15 protein-coding genes are annotated in these 18468 nt (G+C 61.2%); 12 read left to right on the top strand and 3 right to left on the bottom strand.

Translation table 11 applies throughout. The annotated features are described in order from the left end of the window. The first annotated feature begins 159 nt into the window (after window positions 1-159). Complete coding sequence (gene purL / locus AAE484_RS11495; RefSeq protein WP_341938534.1) at window positions 160-4032, top strand: phosphoribosylformylglycinamidine synthase; 3873 nt, start codon at window positions 160-162, stop codon at window positions 4030-4032. A 13-nt stretch (window positions 4033-4045) separates the two neighbouring features. Beyond that, entirely contained in the window at window positions 4046-4711 is a 666-nt protein-coding gene (locus AAE484_RS11490; protein ID WP_341938533.1) for a hypothetical protein, read from the top strand. A gap of 24 nt (window positions 4712-4735) precedes the next feature. Here the strand turns inward: AAE484_RS11490 and AAE484_RS11485 are convergent, their stop codons facing one another. After that, complete coding sequence (locus AAE484_RS11485; RefSeq protein WP_341938532.1) at window positions 4736-5557, bottom strand: universal stress protein; 822 nt, start codon at window positions 5555-5557, stop codon at window positions 4736-4738. A gap of 271 nt (window positions 5558-5828) precedes the next feature. Between AAE484_RS11485 and AAE484_RS11480 the strand changes: the two genes are divergently transcribed. Next, the gene (locus AAE484_RS11480; protein WP_341938531.1) at window positions 5829-5960 is read left to right on the top strand and encodes a hypothetical protein; all 132 of its coding nucleotides are present in this window, start codon (window positions 5829-5831) and stop codon (window positions 5958-5960) included. A 115-nt stretch (window positions 5961-6075) separates the two neighbouring features. Here AAE484_RS11480 and rnt read toward each other — a convergent pair whose 3' ends face one another. Together rnt and pyrC are read right to left on the bottom strand one after the other, a co-directional pair. Further along, a complete protein-coding gene (rnt, locus tag AAE484_RS11475; protein ID WP_341938558.1) occupies window positions 6076-6702 on the bottom strand; it encodes a ribonuclease T in 627 nt (208 codons plus the stop codon). A gap of 47 nt (window positions 6703-6749) precedes the next feature. Continuing rightward, the gene (pyrC, locus tag AAE484_RS11470; RefSeq protein ID WP_341938530.1) at window positions 6750-7793 is read right to left on the bottom strand and encodes a dihydroorotase; all 1044 of its coding nucleotides are present in this window, start codon (window positions 7791-7793) and stop codon (window positions 6750-6752) included. A 136-nt stretch (window positions 7794-7929) separates the two neighbouring features. Here pyrC and AAE484_RS11465 point away from each other — a divergent pair, with 136 nt between their 5' ends. From AAE484_RS11465 to AAE484_RS11425, 9 genes are all read left to right on the top strand, one after another. Then, complete coding sequence (locus AAE484_RS11465; protein ID WP_341938529.1) at window positions 7930-8844, top strand: flagellar protein MotY; 915 nt, start codon at window positions 7930-7932, stop codon at window positions 8842-8844. 205 nt (window positions 8845-9049) lie between these two features. Then, window positions 9050-10426, top strand: coding sequence for a DegQ family serine endoprotease (locus AAE484_RS11460; RefSeq protein WP_341938528.1), 1377 nt, complete (start codon window positions 9050-9052; stop codon window positions 10424-10426). A 168-nt stretch (window positions 10427-10594) separates the two neighbouring features. Further along, window positions 10595-12394, top strand: coding sequence for a translation elongation factor 4 (gene lepA / locus AAE484_RS11455; RefSeq protein WP_341938527.1), 1800 nt, complete (start codon window positions 10595-10597; stop codon window positions 12392-12394). 10 nt (window positions 12395-12404) lie between these two features. Further along, on the top strand, window positions 12405-13283 hold the full coding sequence (lepB, locus tag AAE484_RS11450; RefSeq protein WP_341938526.1) for a signal peptidase I: 879 nt from the start codon (window positions 12405-12407) through the stop codon (window positions 13281-13283). A gap of 33 nt (window positions 13284-13316) precedes the next feature. Then, on the top strand, window positions 13317-13721 hold the full coding sequence (locus tag AAE484_RS11445) for a DUF4845 domain-containing protein (RefSeq protein WP_341938525.1): 405 nt from the start codon (window positions 13317-13319) through the stop codon (window positions 13719-13721). Next, complete coding sequence (rnc, locus tag AAE484_RS11440; protein WP_341938524.1) at window positions 13721-14434, top strand: ribonuclease III; 714 nt, start codon at window positions 13721-13723, stop codon at window positions 14432-14434. The genes AAE484_RS11445 and rnc overlap by 1 nt, the downstream gene beginning before the upstream one ends. After that, on the top strand, window positions 14431-15351 hold the full coding sequence (era, locus tag AAE484_RS11435; RefSeq protein ID WP_341938523.1) for a GTPase Era: 921 nt from the start codon (window positions 14431-14433) through the stop codon (window positions 15349-15351). The genes rnc and era overlap by 4 nt, the downstream gene beginning before the upstream one ends. Before the next feature lie 23 nt (window positions 15352-15374). Beyond that, window positions 15375-16106: a DNA repair protein RecO gene (gene recO, locus AAE484_RS11430; protein ID WP_341938522.1), complete on the top strand. Its 732-nt coding sequence runs from the start codon at window positions 15375-15377 to the stop codon at window positions 16104-16106. 112 nt (window positions 16107-16218) lie between these two features. Then, window positions 16219-18402 (top strand): galactose-1-epimerase, encoded by a 2184-nt coding sequence (locus AAE484_RS11425; protein WP_341938521.1) that lies wholly within the window; start codon window positions 16219-16221, stop codon window positions 18400-18402. The last annotated feature ends 66 nt before the right edge of the window (window positions 18403-18468 follow it).

Below are 18468 nucleotides of genomic sequence, written 5' to 3'. Positions count from 1 at the left end.
GATTGTTGTCGACTTGGGTGCCACTCGAGGTGTTGTGGCCCCGGCCTTTATCGGCCTTACCGTCGCAAGAGAAGGCGCTAAACAGCTGCCTTGAGCGTTCGAATAAAGTACAATTGCGCCCTCTTCAAAACCCTCCGAACCACTGAGGTCCTGATTGACATGCTGATTTTGCGCGGCGCCCCCGCTCTTTCCTCTTTTCGATGTGAAAAACTCCTGGCTGGCCTCAAAAGCCGAGTCCCCGCCATTACTGGCCTCAGCGCTGAGTACGTGCATTTTGCCGACCTGGAGCAGGCGCTCAGCGATGACCAGGAGTCGGTGTTGGCGCAGTTGCTGACCTATGGTCCCAAGCCCGAAGGCGGCCCGGCCGCCGAACGCGGTCAGCTGTTTCTGGTGGTTCCCCGTCCCGGGACGATCTCCCCCTGGGCCTCCAAGGCGACCGATATCGCCCGTAACTGCGGCCTCACCCAGGTACGCCGCCTGGAGCGTGGTACGGCCTTCTATATAGAGGGTGACGTAAGCGCCGATGACCGATCGGCCATTGCCGAGCAGCTGCACGACCGGATGGTGGAGACGGTCATGGATGACCTGGAGCAGGCTGAGCGGCTGTTTGTGCGCCAGAAGCCTGCGCCCCAGACCAGCGTGGATGTACTCGGTGGTGGCCGCGAGGCGCTCGCCCGGGCCAACAGCGAGCTGGGGCTGGCGCTGGCCGACGACGAGATCGACTACTTGGTCGAGAGCTTCCAGGGGCTGGGTCGCAATCCAGTGGATGTGGAGCTGATGATGTTCGCCCAGGCGAACTCGGAGCACTGCCGCCACAAGATCTTCAATGCCTCCTGGACACTGGATGGCGAGGACCAGCCGCGCAGCCTGTTCAAAATGATCAAGAACACCTACGAGCAGGGCGGGGAGCAGGTGCTGTCCGCCTACGCCGACAATGCGGCGGTAGTGGCGGGGCACGAAGCGGGGCGCTTCTATCCCGATCCGGAAGACCAGCGTTACGGCTACCATCAGGAGCCCATCAACCTCCTGATGAAGGTGGAAACCCACAATCACCCCACCGCCATTGCGCCTTTTCCCGGTGCGGGCACCGGGGCCGGGGGCGAAATCCGCGATGAGGGCGCTGTGGGTCGCGGCTCCAAGCCCAAAGTGGGGCTTTCGGGCTTTACCGTCTCAAACCTGCAGATCCCCGATTTCGAGCAGCCCTGGGAAGAGGACTACGGCCGTCCCGGGCGTATCGCCAGCCCGCTGAATATCATGCTGGAGGGGCCCATCGGGGGCGCGGCCTTCAATAACGAATTCGGCCGTCCCAATATCAACGGCTATTTCCGCACCTTTGAAGACGATTTTGACGGTGAGCGTCGGGGTTATCACAAGCCCATCATGCTGGCCGGCGGTTACGGCAACATCAAGTCCGAGCATGTCGATAAGCCGCCCTTCAGCGCCGGCGCCAAGCTGGTGGTGCTGGGCGGCCCCGCCATGCTCATCGGTCTGGGGGGCGGTGCCGCCTCCTCCATGGATTCCGGCCGTTCCACGGAAGATCTGGATTTTGCCTCGGTCCAGCGCCAGAACCCGGAAATCGAGCGTCGCTGTCAGGAAGTGATTGATCGCTGCTGGCAGCAGGGCGAGCACAACCCCATCGCGTTCATCCACGATGTGGGCGCCGGCGGCCTGTCCAACGCCTTCCCCGAGCTGGTGAAGGACGGGGGCTGCGGCGGTAATTTCGAGTTGCGCAATGTGCCCAACGATGAACCCGGCATGAGCCCCCTGGCCATCTGGTGCAACGAATCCCAGGAGCGCTATGTGCTGGCGATCCAGCCGGACGACTTGGCCCGCTTTGAGGCGCTGTGTGAACGCGAGCGCTGCCCCTATGCCGTGGTGGGCGAGGCCACCAGCGAGCAGCATCTGCGGGTCAATGACACCCACTTTGATGCCTGCCCGGTCGATCTGCCCATGTCGGTGCTGTTCGGCAAGCCGCCGAAAATGCACCGCAGCGCCGAGCGTTACCAGGCCACCACCCAGCCCTTCGGCACCGCCGAACTGGATATTAACGAAGCCGCCGAGCGGGTGTTGAAGCACCCGGCGGTGGCCAGCAAGAGCTTTCTGATCACCATTGGCGACCGCTCGGTGACCGGCATGGTGGCGCGCGACCAGATGGTCGGCCCCTGGCAGGTGCCAGTGGCGGACTGCGCCGTGACCACGGTCAGCTATGACAGCTTCAAGGGCGAGGCCATGAGCATGGGCGAGCGCACCCCGGTGGCGCTGCTGGATGCACCGGCCTCCGGTCGGCTGGCCATTGCCGAGGCCATCACCAATCTGGCCGCCACCCGAATCGAGAAGCTCTCCGACATCAAGCTCTCCGCCAACTGGATGTGCGCCTCCGGCCACAAGGGCGAGGATGAAAAGCTCTACCGTACCGTTGAGACAGTGGGTATGGAGCTGTGCCCGGCGCTGGGCATCACCATTCCGGTGGGCAAGGACTCAATGTCCATGCGTACCGCCTGGCAGGAAGAGGGCCAGGACAAGGCGGTCACCGCGCCCCTGTCACTGGTGATTACCGCTTTCTCACCGGTTACAGACGTGCGCCAGACGGTGACCCCCCAGCTGCAGACCGAGTGCGGCCCCACTGACCTGATTCTGGTGGATCTGGGCAACGGCAAGCACCGCCTGGGCGGGTCCATTCTGGCTCAGGTCTACAACGAACTGGGCGAGGAATCCCCGGATCTGGACAGCGCCGATCAGCTCAAAGGCTTCTTTAACGCCGTCCAGGCCACCCTGGCGGAGGGCCAGCTGCTGGCCTATCACGATCGCAGCGACGGGGGCCTGTTTACCACCCTGACGGAAATGGCGTTCGCCGGTCACTGTGGTCTGGATGTGAGTGTCACTGGTCTGGGAGAGGACCCGTTGGCGGCTCTGTTCAGCGAAGAGCCCGGCGCCGTCCTTCAGGTGGCGCGCGAGTATCGCGACGCGGTGCTGGCGCGTTTCGAGCGGGCCGGTGTGCCCGCCTCGGTCATCGGTGCGCCCAACGAAGACGACTGGGTGCGTATCAACCAGAGCGGTGAGCTGATTTTTGATCAGTCCCGGGCGATTCTGCAGACGCTCTGGTCGGAAACCAGCTATCGCCTGCAGGCGCTGCGCGACAATCCCGAGTGTGCCCGTCAGGAGTTTGAAACGCTGCTGAGCACTGATCAGGGTCTGAGCGCCGAGCTCAGTTTTGACCCGAGCCAGGATGTCGCCGCGCCCTATATCCAGACGGGCAAACGCCCGTCCGTGGCGGTTCTGCGCGAGCAGGGCGTCAATGGCCAGGTGGAAATGGCGGCCGCCTTCGACCGTGCCGGCTTCAATGCCGTGGATGTCCACATGAGCGACATTCTCTCGGGACGTCGGTCCCTGGAGGAGTTCAAGGGTCTGGTGGCCTGTGGCGGTTTCTCTTATGGCGACGTGCTGGGTGCCGGCGAGGGCTGGGCCAAAACGGTGCTGTTCAATCCGCGCGCCAGGGACCAGTTTGCCGCTTTTTTCGAGCGCAATGACACCTTCAGTCTGGGTGTGTGCAACGGCTGTCAGATGATGTCCAACCTCAAATCGCTGATCCCCGGCACCGAACACTGGCCGCACTTTGTGCGCAACCGCTCGGAGCAATTCGAGGCCCGCTTCAGTCTGGTACGGATTGAGGAGTCGCCCTCGGTGCTGCTCTCGGGCATGGCCGGCTCCCACCTGCCGGTCGCGGTGGCACACGGCGAAGGTCGGGCGGAGTTTGCCGACGAAGCCGCCCAATCGAGCGTCGATACCAGTGGCCTGGTGGCCCTGCGGTATCTGGACAACAATCTTCAGGTTACCGAACGCTACCCGGCCAACCCCAATGGCTCACCGGCCGGCCTGACCGGCGTGACCAGCCGCGATGGTCGGGCCACCATCATGATGCCGCACCCGGAGCGGGTGTTCCGCACCGTGACCAACTCCTGGCACCCGGATAGCTGGGGAGATGATGGTCCCTGGCTGCGCCTGTTCCGCAACGCGCGGGTTTTTGTCGAGTAAGCGAGGCCTGTTGATGAGACGACTGACCGTCGGGATCGTAATCGCACTGCTGCTACACGGCTGCGTCAGCTTGGACGAGCGGGAACAAGAGGCGCGGGCCGAGGCGCAGTCGGAGGACCAGCCGGAGACCCAGGCGCCGAGTTTTGAGGAGACCCTGCTGGCGGATCCGGCCCTTGATGGGGTGTTCGTGGTGCCGGGCACGGACTTCAGCCGGTACGACTCGATCATCCTGACCGAGCTGGATCTGGCCCAGTGGCGGCCGGCGGGGCGGGCGCTGCCGTTGCAGGACCTCAATCGCAATGACCGGGCCTTCATGACCGAACAGTACACCCAGGCCATGGTTCACTATGTGACCCAGCGTGGTGATTTCCAGTTGAGTGTCGATCCGGGGGAGTCAGTCCTGGAGGTGCTGGCCAGCCTGCATCAGGGCGTTCAGTCGGGCGGGGATGAGCCTGGCCAGGCCGCGCGGGGCAACATTGTGATGCTGATCAACTGGGAGCTGTATGACTCTGTGACCGGCCGACTGGTGGCGACCATGACCAGCCGCCAGCCCGTCGATCGCACCCTCAATGAGCGCGCGAGCCCACTGACCGCCATGCAGGTGAGTCGGGCTTTCAGCCGCTGGGCGGTGTGGTTTGAAACGGAGTTGAATGCGCTGAGAGAGGAAGGGCAACCCTGAGGGTTGCCCCAAGCGAGTGGCTTTTTACTCGTGGTTGATGACCATCACATCGTCGTCCAGAGCGGCGATCAGGCGCTCGGCGGTGTTGCCGCGGCGAGAGGTCGCCATGCCGTTCTGGCCCAGAGTACCCATCACCACCAGGTCGGCGTTGATATCGGTGGCCACTTCTGCCACCACATCCGAAGTGTACCCGTTGCGAACGTGGATGCGATCCTGGTCCAGGCCGGTTTCGCGCACCAGCCGGCCCCGGTCGGGATAGCTCATCGAGTCCAGATAACCGTTCACGACGTGGAATTCCGCGTTGTAGAGTTCGGCATAGTGGCGTCCCTGTTCCAGAATGAGCTTGTTCAACTCTTTCTGCACATCGCGTGAGGCCTGGAAGTTCACCGCGGCCAGAATCACCTTGCGCTGGGGTTTGGCGCCCGGACGGATCAGAACCACGGGGCAGTGTGCTCCCTTGAGCAGTTCCCACTTGGATTCGGTGAAGGTGAAGCGGGTGTAGTTGACTTTGGCGTGGACCGGCAGGTAGATCAGGTCGGCGCCAAAACGTTTGGCAGACTGCATGATGGAGGCCTGCCACTCGCTCGACCAGGTCACTTCAATCAGGTATTCGATACCGGCGTCTTCCAGGGGCTTTTTGATGGCCTCATCGAACCAGCGCTGGTCGCGAAACAGTTTGTCGTTGCTGGCCCGGGTGTCTACCGCATCGCCATCGACGGCGACAAAAACGTAGACATAGGGTTTGATGTCCTGCAGCTTGGCGGTAATGGCCGCGCGCTCCAGGGCAACATGTTGTTCGTCGTTCGGGTCGACTACGACAAAGAGTTTGGGCTGTTCGGTCGTCATATTGGCTCCTGCTGTGGTCCAAATCGGGTATATTGTTATTAATGTTGTAGCATAGCAACCAGCGAATTTTTTTTACAGTGGAAATTTACCGGCGGTGATCGCGCGGATCCACCCGGCTCACTGAAGCGATACCATTGGCGCCAGGGCAGGTATGTGGCGACCGGCGGCCTTGAAACCTGGGGTAGTGGCCCGATTTACTTTATGATGAGTGGGTTAGACCAGCCAAGGCTGATCGCAACCCGAGTACAACCGGCAGTCGCAGGAGACAATCATGCCCAATGATCGAGAATGGCAACGACGGACAGACGAGTGGGTCAAGGCGAGCCACGAGTCGCGCAAGAAGAAGGAAGCCGAGCGGCGCGATCGGCCGCCCGAGTACGCCGAACGCCGCCGGCGCTCTTGATTGAGAAGAGGCCGCAGGCGCGTTGATTGAGAAGAAGCCGCAGGTTCTCTTCATCTAGAAGAAGCCGCCGGCGCTGATTGGGAGGAGTAGGACTCCACACGGGTCGTGGCGCGGGTTACTCCTCCGCCTCTCCCGGCAGCGGCGGCGTCCAGCCCCCCAGTGATTTCCACTGATTGACGATGTAGCAGAACAGCTCGGCGGTTTTTTCCGCGTCGTAGGCGGCGCTGTGGGCGGCGCTGTTGCTGAAGTCGATGCCGGCCGTGCGACAGGCCTTGGCCAGCACCGTCTGGCCACAGGCCAGCCCGGCGAGAGTGGCCGTGTCAAAGCAGGAAAAGGGATGGAAGGGATTGCGTTTGATGTTGCAACGGGCGACAGCCGCGTTGACAAACCCCAGATCAAAATGAGCGTTGTGGGCCACCATCACCGCCCGGGTGCAGCCGGCTGCCTTGACCGCCTGGCGCACGGCTTTGAGCAGGTCGGGCATCACCATCATTTCCGGCTCCGCCGGCCGGTCGGGGCTGTCGGGGTCGATCCCGGTGAAATCCAGTGCCGATTGTTCGATATTGGCGCCCTCAAAAGGCTCCACGGTAAAATCCAGCGTCCGGTCGGGCGTCAGAATGCCGTACTCATCCATGGTCAGGGTCACCGCTGCAATTTCCAGCAGGGCATCGGTGGCACAATTGAACCCGCCGGTTTCCACATCCACCACCACGGGCAGATAGCCGCGAAAACGGCTGGCCATCGGGGATGCCGGGTCTTTTGCTGCCTCGGGTTGATTCACAGATACCTCTATGCGTTGGTGGTTTTCAGTTGCCAGTTCAGAGTCTCGCCGGCATTGAGAGGAGTCAGGGTGGTGTCACCCATGGGCAGCTCGGTCGGGAGCGTCCAGGGGTGCCTGATCAGGGTGATGGTGTCCGTGTTGCGCGGCAGCTGATAAAAGTCCGGCCCGAAATGGCTGGCGAACGCTTCGAGCTTGTCCAGCGCCCCCGCGCGCTCAAACACTTCAGCGTAGAGTTCCAGGGCCGAATAGGCGGTGTAACAGCCGGCGCAGCCACAGCTGGCCTCTTTTTTGGCGCGGGCGTGAGGCGCCGAGTCGGTGCCCAGGAAGAACTTGGGATTGCCGCTGGTGGCGGCCTTGACCAGTGCCTCCTGGTGGCGGTTGCGCTTGAGGATCGGCAGGCAGTAATAGTGCGGACGAATGCCGCCCACCAGCATGTGGTTGCGGTTGTACAGCAGGTGATGGGCGGTAATGGTCGCGCCCACCCGCGGACCGGCGGCCTCGACAAAGTCCACTGAATCCTTCGTGGTGATGTGCTCCAGCACCGTATGCAGTTCGGGGAAATCGGCGACCAGGCGCGCGAAGGTGCGTTCCAGGAAGACCCGCTCGCGATCGAAGATGTCGATGTCCGAATCGGTCACTTCCCCGTGCGCCAGAAAGCGCATGCCTTCTTTCTGCAGGGCTTCCAGCACCGGGTAGAGCCCGTTAATGTCGGTCACACCGGAGGCGGAGTTGGTGGTGGCGCCGGCGGGGTAGAGCTTGGCCGCCACCACACCGGCGGCTTTTGCGCGGCGGATATCCTCGGGCGTTGTCTGATCTGTCAGGTAGAGCACCATCAGCGGCTCGAAATGGCTGCCGGCGGGACGGGCAGCCAGAATCCGTTCCCGGTAGTCCCGGGCCATGTCGGCAGTGGTCACCGGGGGCACCAGGTTGGGCATGATGATGGCGCGTTGAAACTGGTGCGCCGCGTCGGCCACGGTGCGCTCCAGGGCATCGCCATCGCGCAGATGCAGGTGCCAATCGTCGGGGCGGGTGAGGGTAATTTCCTGGGACATGTGCTCGCAATGGCCTCGGCTGATCGTCTGATGAGCGCGCATGCTACCAAAATTGCCGCTAAAGCGCAGCCGCTCTGAGCCGACAACCCCTATGTTGAGTCAAGTCCAATGTGAGCCGTTCGGGGTAGAGAATGCGATGATAAAGAGCCAACGGGAGCCGTTTTCGGGCGGCCGCGGGGTAATGGTGCTGTTGCTGTTGGCCCTGAGCCTGGCCTTCAGTGCGGTGCGGGCCGAGACCTTTGCCGGCCCCATGGCCGAAGCCCAGTGGCGCCTGTCATCGTCCGTGTTTGAATGTCGCCTGTCGCACGAGATCCCGCGTTTTGGCGCGGCCATCTTCTCCCGTCGGGCCGGCGAGGAGCAGCGTTTCTATCTGCAGCAGGATAATCGCCACCTCGCCGGCGGGGAGGCACGGCTGCGCGCCGAGCATCCCCTTTGGCGTGAAAATGCACTGCCGCGCCCTCTGGGTACCTTTGAAGTGTCGGAGGAGTCGACCGCGTTGAATCTCAGCTGGCAGCAATCCCAGCGGCTGGCCGCCGAGCTGGGTGAGGGCATGCGGCTGGTATTCACCCGCGAGCCCTGGCACGGCAGCGAACAACCGGTAGAGGTGGTGCTGGAGCCCATCGGCTTCCGCCCCGGTATCGATGGGTTTCACGAGTGCCTGGTGGATCTTCTGCCCGTGAATTTCGATCAGGTTTCCCGCACGGCGCTCTACTTTCCCCAGGGCGGAGAAGAACTGCCTCGAGAGGAGCAGGAAAAGCTGGATCAGGTGGCGCTTTACGCCAATGCCGATGAGCGCATCAGCGCCTTCTACATCGACGGCCATACCGATGGCTCCGGTCTGCGGGCCGACAACCTTGAGCTGTCGCGGGAGCGGGCCGAAAGGGTGGCCCAGTATCTGGTCGATCGGGGTGTGCCCCGAGACAAAATCACCGTTCGTTGGCACGGCGAGCGCTACCCGGTCGCCTCCAACCGCGAGCCCGAAGGGCGCTCGGAAAACCGCCGGGTGACCATCCGTCTGGAACGTCCCGACGACCGTCTATCCTCCCGCTAGGGGCGACTCCCGCCCCGAACCGCTGATCGGTATTGATTTCTCCCTTCAGTGTCCTCAATTCAGACGTATCAGTCGCTTAAATCATGGAATTTATTGCGGCGGGATCAGTCCAAATTAGCTCACATCGAGTATCCGTGCGCTGACTCGGATGCTGGCGGACCCGCCGCCTATGGTAGTGTTTGACATCTTTCAATGAGGAGAGAGCATGCCCACGTTTGGTTATAAACACCTGTTGTACTGGTTCGGCCTCTGTTGTTTTCTGGCGACCTCCGCCGCCCAGGCGCGCAACCTGCCGGACTTTACCGAACTGGTGGAAGAGCAATCGCCCGCCGTCGTCAAAATTGAAACCGAAGGACGCATTGATCAGAGCCAATCCTTCCATCAGGGCGAGGAAATTCCCGAAATGTTCCGGGAGTTCTTTGAGCGTCGCTCCCGGCCGGAACGGGACTTCCAGTCGATGGGATCGGGCTTTCTGATCTCGGACGACGGTTATATCCTGACCAACAACCATGTGGTTGAAAACGCCGATGAGATTCGGGTCCGACTCATTGATCGGCGCGAATTCAGCGCCGATGTGGTGGGGACCGACCCCCGCTCGGATCTCGCGCTGCTCAAAATCGACGCAAAACGGCTGCCGCACCTGGAATTTGCCGAGTCCGACAGCGTCAAGGTGGGTGAGTGGGTGCTGGCCATTGGCTCGCCGTTCGGGCTCGATTATTCGGTCAGTGCCGGGATTGTCAGCGCCATCGGGCGCAGCATCCCCGGTGCGGGCGAAAGCAACTATGTGCCCTTCATTCAGACCGACGTGGCCATCAACCCCGGCCACTCCGGTGGCCCACTGTTCAACCTCGACGGCGAGGTTGTCGGCATCAACTCGCAGATTTATACCCGCTCGGGCGGCTCCATCGGTCTGTCTTTCGCCATTCCGGCGGGCCTCGCCCAGGAAGTGGTTGCCCAGCTGCGGGACAAGGGCCGGGTTGAGCGCGGCTGGCTGGGCGTTGTCATCCAGGAGGTCAATCGCGATCTGGCGCGCTCCTTTGGCCTGAAAAAATCTGTGGGCGCGCTGATTTCGCAAATGGATCCCGAGGGGCCGGCGGCCCAATCCGACTTGCGGGTGGGGGATATCATTCTCACCTTTGACGGGCAGGCAGTGGAACAGTCCGGCGATCTGCCGCCCCTGGTCGGGCGTGTCACGCCGGGCACCGAGGTGCCGGTTGAGGTGATGCGCCGGGGTGAGCGCCGAACGCTCGACGTGGAAATCGGCACTCTGCCTGTGGAGCAGGCACAGGCGACGCCCTCCAGGGACCCGGGTGGCCCGGGTGATCCGCTGGGCCTGAAGGTCGAGCCGGTGCCCGAAGGGGCGGACGAGGCCGGAGTGCTGGTCAGCGATGTCTCCCGGGACAGCGCCGCCGCTCGGGCCGGCCTGCGCCCCGGCGATGTGATCACCCAACTGGGGTACGACACGGTGGACTCGGTCGAGCGCTATAGAGAGCTTGTGGCCGATATGCCCAAAGGCGAGCCGGTCGCCGTGCGTTTCCTGCGCCAGGGTCAGCCCGCCTTCACCACCCTTCAGATCGACTGATAGGGCGCATCGGGAGGTCCGGCGCCATAGCCGGGCCTTGACAAATAGGCTAAACTGGCCGCTTTGCTCGGCGGCCAGTCCGCGTCCATCGGGGCGCGACAGGGTGTGTCCCCACACCCGACTCCCCGCCGGTTTCGAAAACCGCATAACCTAAGAATTTGACGCCCAGTGACTGACCTCAGCCATATCCGTAACTTTTCCATCATCGCCCACATTGACCACGGCAAATCCACCATTGCCGATCGCTTCATTCGCTTGTGCGGGGGCCTGACCGAACGGGAAATGGCCGAGCAGGTGCTCGACTCCATGGACCTGGAGCGGGAGCGGGGCATCACCATCAAGGCCCAGAGCGTCACCCTTCACTACAAGGCGCGCGACGGCAAGACCTATCAGCTCAACTTCATTGACACTCCCGGGCATGTGGACTTCTCCTACGAGGTCTCCCGTTCGCTCTACGCCTGTGAGGGCGCACTTCTGGTGGTCGACGCTGGTCAGGGCGTGGAAGCGCAATCGGTGGCCAACTGCTACACCGCCATTGAGCAGGGGCTGGAAGTGATTCCGGTACTGAACAAGATGGACCTGCCCCAGGCCGACCCGGATCGGGTGGCCCAGGAGATTGAAGACATTATCGGCATCGAGGCTACCGACGCGGTGCGCTGCAGTGCCAAATCCGGTGAGGGCATCGAAGACGTACTGGAAGAGCTGGTGCGCCTGGTGCCGCCGCCCGTGGGCGACGTGGATGCGCCCCTGCAGGCGCTGATCATCGACTCCTGGTTTGACAAGTACATGGGCGTGGTTTCATTGGTACGGGTCAAGCAGGGCACGCTGAAGGTCAAAGACAAGATCATCACCAAGTCCATCGGTAAATCCCACGTGGTGGACAGCGTCGGGGTCTTCAACCCCAAGCTCACCAAGCTCAAAGAGCTCAGAGCTGGTGAGGTGGGCTATGTGATTGCCGGGATCAAGGATATTCTGGGCGCGCCGGTGGGTGACACCCTGACCCATGCCAATACTCCCGAAACCGAAATGTTGCCGGGTTTCAAGCGGGTCAAACCCCAGGTCTATGCCGGGATGTTCCCGGTCAATGCCGATGACTTTGAGAACTTCCGCGAAGCGCTGTCCAAACTGACGTTGAACGATGCCTCACTCTTCTACGAGCCCGAGAGCTCCGACGCCCTGGGTTTCGGTTTCCGTTGCGGCTTTCTGGGCATGCTGCACATGGAGATTATCCAGGAGCGGCTCGAGCGCGAATACGATCTGGACTTGATTACCACCGCTCCCACGGTAGTCTATGAAGTCATCACGACCCAGGGCGAGACGCTGTATGTGTCCAACCCTTCCTCACTGCCCGATCTGGGCACCATCGAGGAAATGCGCGAGCCTATTGTGGAGGCCAATCTTCTGGTGCCCCAGGAGTTTCTGGGCAATGTGATCACGCTGTGTACCGAAAAACGGGGCATGCAGCGCGATATGCAGTACACCGGCACCCAGGTTTCGCTGCGGTACGACCTGCCCATGAGTGAAGTGGTGATGGACTTTTTCGACCGGCTCAAATCCGCCAGTCGTGGCTTCGCCTCGCTCGACTATGGTTTCGACCGCTTTGAGGCCGCGCCCCTGGTGCGCCTGGATGTATTGATCAACGGCGAGAAGGTCGATGCCCTGGCGCTGATTGTCCACCGCGATCATGCCCAGGGCATGGGCCGCTCGCTGGTGGAAAAAATGAAGGAACTGATTCCCCGGCAGATGTTTGATGTCGCGATCCAGGCGGCGATTGGTGGCAACGTGGTGGCCCGCTCAACGGTCAAGGCGCTGCGCAAAAACGTGACCGCCAAATGTTATGGCGGCGACGCCTCGCGCAAGAAAAAGCTGCTGGAGAAACAGAAGGCCGGTAAAAAACGCATGAAGCAGGTGGGCCGGGTGGAGATCCCCCAGGAAGCCTTCCTCGCCGTACTCAAAGTCGACAATTAAGGACTGATCCATGGAAAGCATTAACCTGCCGCTGATTCTCACCCTCGCGGTATTTATCACCGGGTTGATCTGGCTGTACGACTGGCTCGTGCTGTCAAAGCCGCGCAAACGCAAACTCGAAGCGGTGGACCAACAGTTTGCGCGCGCCAGGCTCGATGATAAACACCAGCGGGAGGCTTACGAAGAGGCACGCAATGCGGCGGCGAACGAACCCATCTGGGTGGAGTACTCCAAATCGTTCTTCCCGGTGCTGGCGCTGGTGTTCGTTCTGCGTTCCTTTATCGCCGAGCCGTTCCAGATTCCCTCCGGCTCCATGGAGCCGACCCTGCAAGTGGGCGACTTTATTGTGGTGAGCAAATTTGCCTACGGCCTGCGTCTGCCGGTGCTCAATACCAAAGTCATTCCGGTAAGCGATCCGGAGCGCGGCGATGTGATGGTGTTCTTTCCGCCGCATCAACCCGATACCTATTTCATCAAGCGTGTGATTGGCCTGCCGGGTGATACCGTCAGCTACATCGACCACCAGCTGAGCATCAACGGCGAACCCGTGCCGCAGGAAGTGGTCGAGACCAACGCGTCGGCTCAACCGCCCAGTCGAATTGTGGAAGAGACGCTGGGTGACAACACCTACATCACCCGTAAGCACCTGAACCCCGGCCGCTACAGTCGTCAGGGCACCTGGGAGGTCCCGGAAGGGCACTATTTCATGATGGGTGACAATCGCGACGGCAGCCACGACAGCCGCGGCTGGAACGAGCTGAATCGCGGCGGACCCAATCTGAGCTATGTTCCGGAGGAGGCCATTGTCGGTAAGGCCTTTGCGATCTGGATGCACTGGGATTCACTGTTCAGCCTGCCCAGCTTTGAGCGGGTGGGGACCATTGAATAGCGTTATTCAAACAACCAAAAAGAGGAATAGGGGATGCAGCTCAAGCAACCGCAACGCGGGATAACCACTCTGGGGTTTGTGTTTCTGATCCTGATCGGGGTGTTTTTTGTGTTCACCGCCTTCAAGGTGGTGCCTCCCTACGCTGAGAACCGCTACATCGTGTCCGCGCTCAAGTCCCTGGCGCGCAATAACGACGATCTGTTCAGTGTGTCATCGACGGACATTCGGACGCAATTGACCAAGTTCTACACGGTCAACAACGTGCGCACCGAGGGCCGAAAGAACCTCGATATCGATCGGCGCGCCAGCCGCGTTATCATCACCATTGCCTATGAAACCCGGGTCGATTTCTTTCACAATATCGATCTGGTGTTCAGTTTCAACAATCAACTGGACAGCTCTGCGCCCGAGCAGTGCTGCACGCCCCTGGAAGAATAGTGTCTGAACTTTTAAAGCAGCGATTACAACAGCGGTTGGGCTACGAATTTCGCGCGCCCGCGCAACTGGATCTGGCCCTGACCCACCGAAGTCACGGTGCCCACAATAACGAGCGCCTGGAGTTTCTGGGTGATTCGATTCTGAACTTTATTGTCGGCGAAGCGCTGTTTCGCCGCTTTCCCGAGGCGCGCGAAGGGCAGCTGAGTCGCTTGCGTTCGCAGATGGTCAAGGGTGAAACCCTGGCGGAAATTGCCCGGGAGTTTGAAGTGGGGGAGTGCCTGCGTCTGGGTGAGGGCGAGATGAAAAGCGGCGGTCACCGGCGCGATTCCATCCTGGCCGATACCCTGGAAGCATTGATTGGCGCCATCTATCTGGAGTCGGGCTTCACCGTCTGCGCCGAGCGGGTCAATGCCTGGTACCAGAAGCGGCTCGAGGCGCTCTCGCTGGAGCAGCCCGCCAAGGATGCCAAGACCCGTCTGCAGGAGTTCATGCAGGCGCACAAGCTGCCACTGCCGGAGTACGAGGTGGTCGAAATCGAAGGCGAAGCCCATGCCCACCGGTTCACCATCGAGTGTCGCGTTGACTCCCTGAAGGAATCGGCGCGCGCCCGGGCCAACAGTCGCCGGGTGGCGGAAAAAGAGGCAGCGGCCGAAGTGCTGGAAAAACTGCAGAAACTGGAACTATCCCCGAAAGGTAAAAGGTTGACCCCATGAACGACACCCCTGAAAAGCATACAGACACTCCCAGCCGTTGCGGTTACGCGGCCATTGTGGGGCGTCCCAATGTGGGCAAATCCACTCTGCTCAATCATATGCTGGGGCAGAAGGTCAGCATTACCTCGCGCAAGCCACAGACCACCCGCAACAATGTGCAGGGCATCAAGACCGAGGGCAACACCCAGATCGTCTTTGTCGACACCCCCGGTCTGCACCAGGGCGAAGCCAAGGCGATCAACCGCTACATGAATCAGGCCGCCAGCAGCGCAATCAAGGATGTGGATGTGGTGGTGTTTCTGGTGGACCGGCTGGTCTGGACCGAAGAGGACGAGCTGGTCGCCAAGCGTCTGGAACACCTCGAGTGTCCGCTGATCCTGGCCATCAACAAAGTGGATAAAATCGAACAGAAAGAAACCCTGCTGCCCCATCTGCAGAAGCTGGGGGAGCGCTTCCCCAAAGCGGAAATCATCCCCCTGTCCGCGCTGCGCAACACTAACCTGGACCGGTTGGAAGATCTGATCATTGAGCGTCTGCCCGAGGGTGTCCATTTTTACCCGGAAGATCAACTGACCGATCGCAGCTCGCGGTTCATGGCCGCCGAAATGGTGAGGGAGAAGATCACCCGGCAACTGGGCGACGAATTGCCCTACCAGATGGCCGTGGAGATTGAAGAGTTCAAAGACGACGGCAAGACCCTGCATATCTCCGCCCTGATTCTGGTGGAGCGGGATGGGCAGAAGCGCATCCTGATCGGTGACAAGGGCGAGCGTATCAAACAGATCGGCCAGCAGGCGCGCGTCGACATGGAGAAGCTGTTCGAACAGAAGGTCATGCTCAAGCTCTGGGTCAAGATCAAATCCGGTTGGTCGGACGACAACCGCGCCCTGCGCAGCCTGGGTTACGACGACCTCTAGCAGCCCACTAGCGGAGCCCGTCCATGCGCATCGAGTTCCAGCCCGCGTATGTGTTGCACACCCGCCCCTATCGGGACACCAGCCTGTTACTTGATCTGCTCACGCCCGACCTGGGCCGGGTGGGGGCGGTCGCCAAGGGCGTGCGCCGGGGTAAAAGCCAGCGCCGCCCGCTGCTCAACCCCTTTACCCCGGTGCTGGTGTCCCTGCAGGGCAAAAGCGGCCTGAAAACCCTCACGGCCGTGGAGGCCAACGGTCCCGGTCACACCCTCCTGGGCATTGCCCTCTACAGCGGTTTTTACGTGAACGAACTGCTGGTGCGCCTGCTGGGCGAACTCGATCCCAACCCGGGGATTTTTGAAGACTACCGCTGGGTGCTCGAATCGCTGGCCAGCAACGGCGCAGACCCGGCCGGCTCGCCCGAGCCGCTGCTGCGTCAGTTCGAGTGGCGCCTGCTCGAATCGCTGGGCTACGGCATCAGCTTTACCCATGAGGCGGAAACCGGCGAGCCCATCGATCGCGAGACCCTCTACCGTTTTGATCCGGAAGCCGGTTTTATTCCCACCTACAGCGCCCGGGACCCGAGCTTTACTCCGCAGTTATTCAGCGGTGCCGACCTTCAGGCCTGCGCCCGCGCCGACTTCGCCGACCCCCGGGTGCTGGCCAACGCCAAACGCCTCAGCCGGATGATGCTGCAGCCGTTGCTGGGCGGTAAGCCGTTGAAAAGCCGGGAATTGTTCAGGACCCCTCAGGCGTAACAGGATCGTCGTAAGAGGTGCGTAACGGATTTATTGTATTATAATAAGGCGTTTCGTAGAATGTGAACTGACCAATAACACCCATAATGAAAAACGACCGAAGGTATCGATTATGAGCGCAATGATTTCTCTAAAAGGGTGGCTGACCGGGGGGCTGCTGGCGGCAGCGGGCCTCGGGCTGGCGGCCTGTTCTGACTCCGGGCAAGAGACCGGGCAAACCAAAACCACCGAGCGGGACTCACTGCCCGAATACCAGGTGCCCCTGGTGGAGTTCGGGGCCGACCCCTGGATTCACCGGACCGAAGACGGTCACTACTATTTTATCTCCACCGCGCCGGAGTTTGACCGGATCGAGCTGCTCGAAGCCTCCACCCTGAACGGCCTGGCCGATGCCGAGCCCAAGGTGATCTGGGAACGGCCGGACGAGGGCCCCAAAGGCGGGAACGTCTGGGCACCGGAGCTGCATCGGATTGACGGCGTCTGGTACGTCCATGTGGCGTTGGGCGATTCCGACCAGCCTTTCCGCATCCGGATGCACGTGCTGTCCAATGACAGCGACAATCCCATGACCGGTGAGTGGAAAGAAGAAGGGCAGATTGAAACGCCCTGGGACAGCTTCGCGCTGGACGCCACCACCTTCAGTCATAACGACACCCGATATCTGGTGTGGGCCCAGGGTGACCCGGAGGGGCGCTATAACTCGGCACTGTATATGGCCGAGATGGACAGCCCCACCTCAATCAAGGAGCCGGTGATCACCCTCACCGAGCCCGAGCTGGACTGGGAAAGAGTCGGCCACGAAGTCAACGAAGGCGCGTCGGTGATCAAGCGCAACGGCCGTATTTTCATCACCTATTCGGCCAGCGCCACGGACCACAACTACGCCATAGGTCTGTTGTGGGCGGATGCGGACGCCGACCTGATGGACGAGGGCTCCTGGAAGAAATCGCCCGAGCCGGTGTTTCACAGCAACCCGGAGCTGGATCGCTATGGCCCCGGCCACAGCAGCTTCACAGTGGCTGAAGATGGCGAGACCGACCTGCTGGTTTACCATGCCCGCAGCTACAAGGAGCTGAAGGGCTCGCCCCTGACCGATCCGAACCGTCACGCCCGGGTGCGCAAGCTCGATTGGGATTCCGAGGGGTTCCCGGTGTTCCACCAGGATCGCGACGATAACTATCACGTGGGCGAAGAATCTGCGACCGGGACGACGGAAGCCGAGTCCGAGTACGGTCGTGCTTTCATCAACAAGCAGTCCTTCGGTGAGCTACCCGATGGGGGCGAAGTGACGCTGTTTACCCTGAACAATGGTCAGGGTATGGAAGCCAAACTGATGAACTACGGCGGCATCATCACCCATCTGAAAACCCCGGATCGCGATGGCGAGATGGGCGATGTGGTTCTGGGTTTTGACACCCTGGAAGAGTACCTGGAACAGAACCCTCCGTACTTCGGCGCTCTGATCGGCCGCTACGGTAACCGTATTGCCGGCGGTCGTTTCGAGCTGGACGGTGAGGTGTACGAGCTGGACCAGAACGATGGCGACAACCACCTGCATGGCGGTGTGGTCGGTTTTGACAAAAAGCTGTGGGATGCGAAGTTCGTGTCCGACGAGCGCGGTCTGGCGGTGGAGCTGTTTCTGCTCAGTGAAGACGGCGATCAGGGTTACCCGGGCAATCTGGAAGTGACCACGCACTATGTGGTGACCGATGATAATGCGATTCTCACCGAGTTCCATGCGGTGACCGATAAGGCCACGCCGGTGAATCTGACCCAGCACACCTATTTCAATCTGGAAGGTGAGGGCACGATTCTCGATCACGAGTTGGAGATCAATGCCGATCGCTATACCCCGGTCAATGAGGGGCTGATTCCCGTTGGTGAGCTGGCGCCGGTCGAGGGCACGCCTCTGGATTTCACCGAGCCGAAGCCCATTGGTGAGGATATCGATGCGGACCATCCGCAGCTGGAGCGTGTCGGCGGTGGCTTTGACCACAACTTTGTGCTGTCGCGCGAGTCCGATGAGGGGATGTTCCTCGCGGCCCGCGCCTATGAGCCCGATACCGGTCGGGTGCTGGAGGTTCTGACGGAGGAGCCGGCGATCCAGTTCTACTCGGGCAATTTCCTGGATGGTTCACTTGAGGGCAAGGGCCAGAGTTATGAGTTGCACTCGGGTTTCTGTCTGGAGCCGCAGCATTTCCCGGATTCACCCAATCAGCCGGATTTCCCGAGCACGATTCTGGAGCCGGGCGATGTGTATGAAACCAGCATGAGTTTCCGGTTCAGCGCTGAGTAATCTGTAGCTCTGAATTGATGGCTCTTTGAAAACCGCCCAGCGTGAATAACGTTGGGCGGTTTTTTT

Source organism: Marinimicrobium sp. C2-29, from assembly GCF_038419845.1.
Taxonomy (GTDB): Bacteria; Pseudomonadota; Gammaproteobacteria; order Pseudomonadales; family Cellvibrionaceae; genus Marinimicrobium.
This window is presented reverse-complemented; position numbering and strand designations above follow the sequence as displayed.

Coding starts and splice junctions, on each gene's coding strand:
- purL (WP_341938534.1), top strand. CDS start 160: ATGCTGATTTTGCGCGGCGCCCCCGCTCTTTCCTCTTTTCGATGTGAA.
- AAE484_RS11490 (WP_341938533.1), top strand. CDS start 4,046: ATGAGACGACTGACCGTCGGGATCGTAATCGCACTGCTGCTACACGGC.
- AAE484_RS11485 (WP_341938532.1), bottom strand. CDS start 5,557: ATGACGACCGAACAGCCCAAACTCTTTGTCGTAGTCGACCCGAACGAC.
- AAE484_RS11480 (WP_341938531.1), top strand. CDS start 5,829: ATGCCCAATGATCGAGAATGGCAACGACGGACAGACGAGTGGGTCAAG.
- rnt (WP_341938558.1), bottom strand. CDS start 6,702: ATGGCCAGCCGTTTTCGCGGCTATCTGCCCGTGGTGGTGGATGTGGAA.
- pyrC (WP_341938530.1), bottom strand. CDS start 7,793: ATGTCCCAGGAAATTACCCTCACCCGCCCCGACGATTGGCACCTGCAT.
- AAE484_RS11465 (WP_341938529.1), top strand. CDS start 7,930: ATGATAAAGAGCCAACGGGAGCCGTTTTCGGGCGGCCGCGGGGTAATG.
- AAE484_RS11460 (WP_341938528.1), top strand. CDS start 9,050: ATGCCCACGTTTGGTTATAAACACCTGTTGTACTGGTTCGGCCTCTGT.
- lepB (WP_341938526.1), top strand. CDS start 12,405: ATGGAAAGCATTAACCTGCCGCTGATTCTCACCCTCGCGGTATTTATC.
- AAE484_RS11445 (WP_341938525.1), top strand. CDS start 13,317: ATGCAGCTCAAGCAACCGCAACGCGGGATAACCACTCTGGGGTTTGTG.
- era (WP_341938523.1), top strand. CDS start 14,431: ATGAACGACACCCCTGAAAAGCATACAGACACTCCCAGCCGTTGCGGT.
- recO (WP_341938522.1), top strand. CDS start 15,375: ATGCGCATCGAGTTCCAGCCCGCGTATGTGTTGCACACCCGCCCCTAT.
- AAE484_RS11425 (WP_341938521.1), top strand. CDS start 16,219: ATGAGCGCAATGATTTCTCTAAAAGGGTGGCTGACCGGGGGGCTGCTG.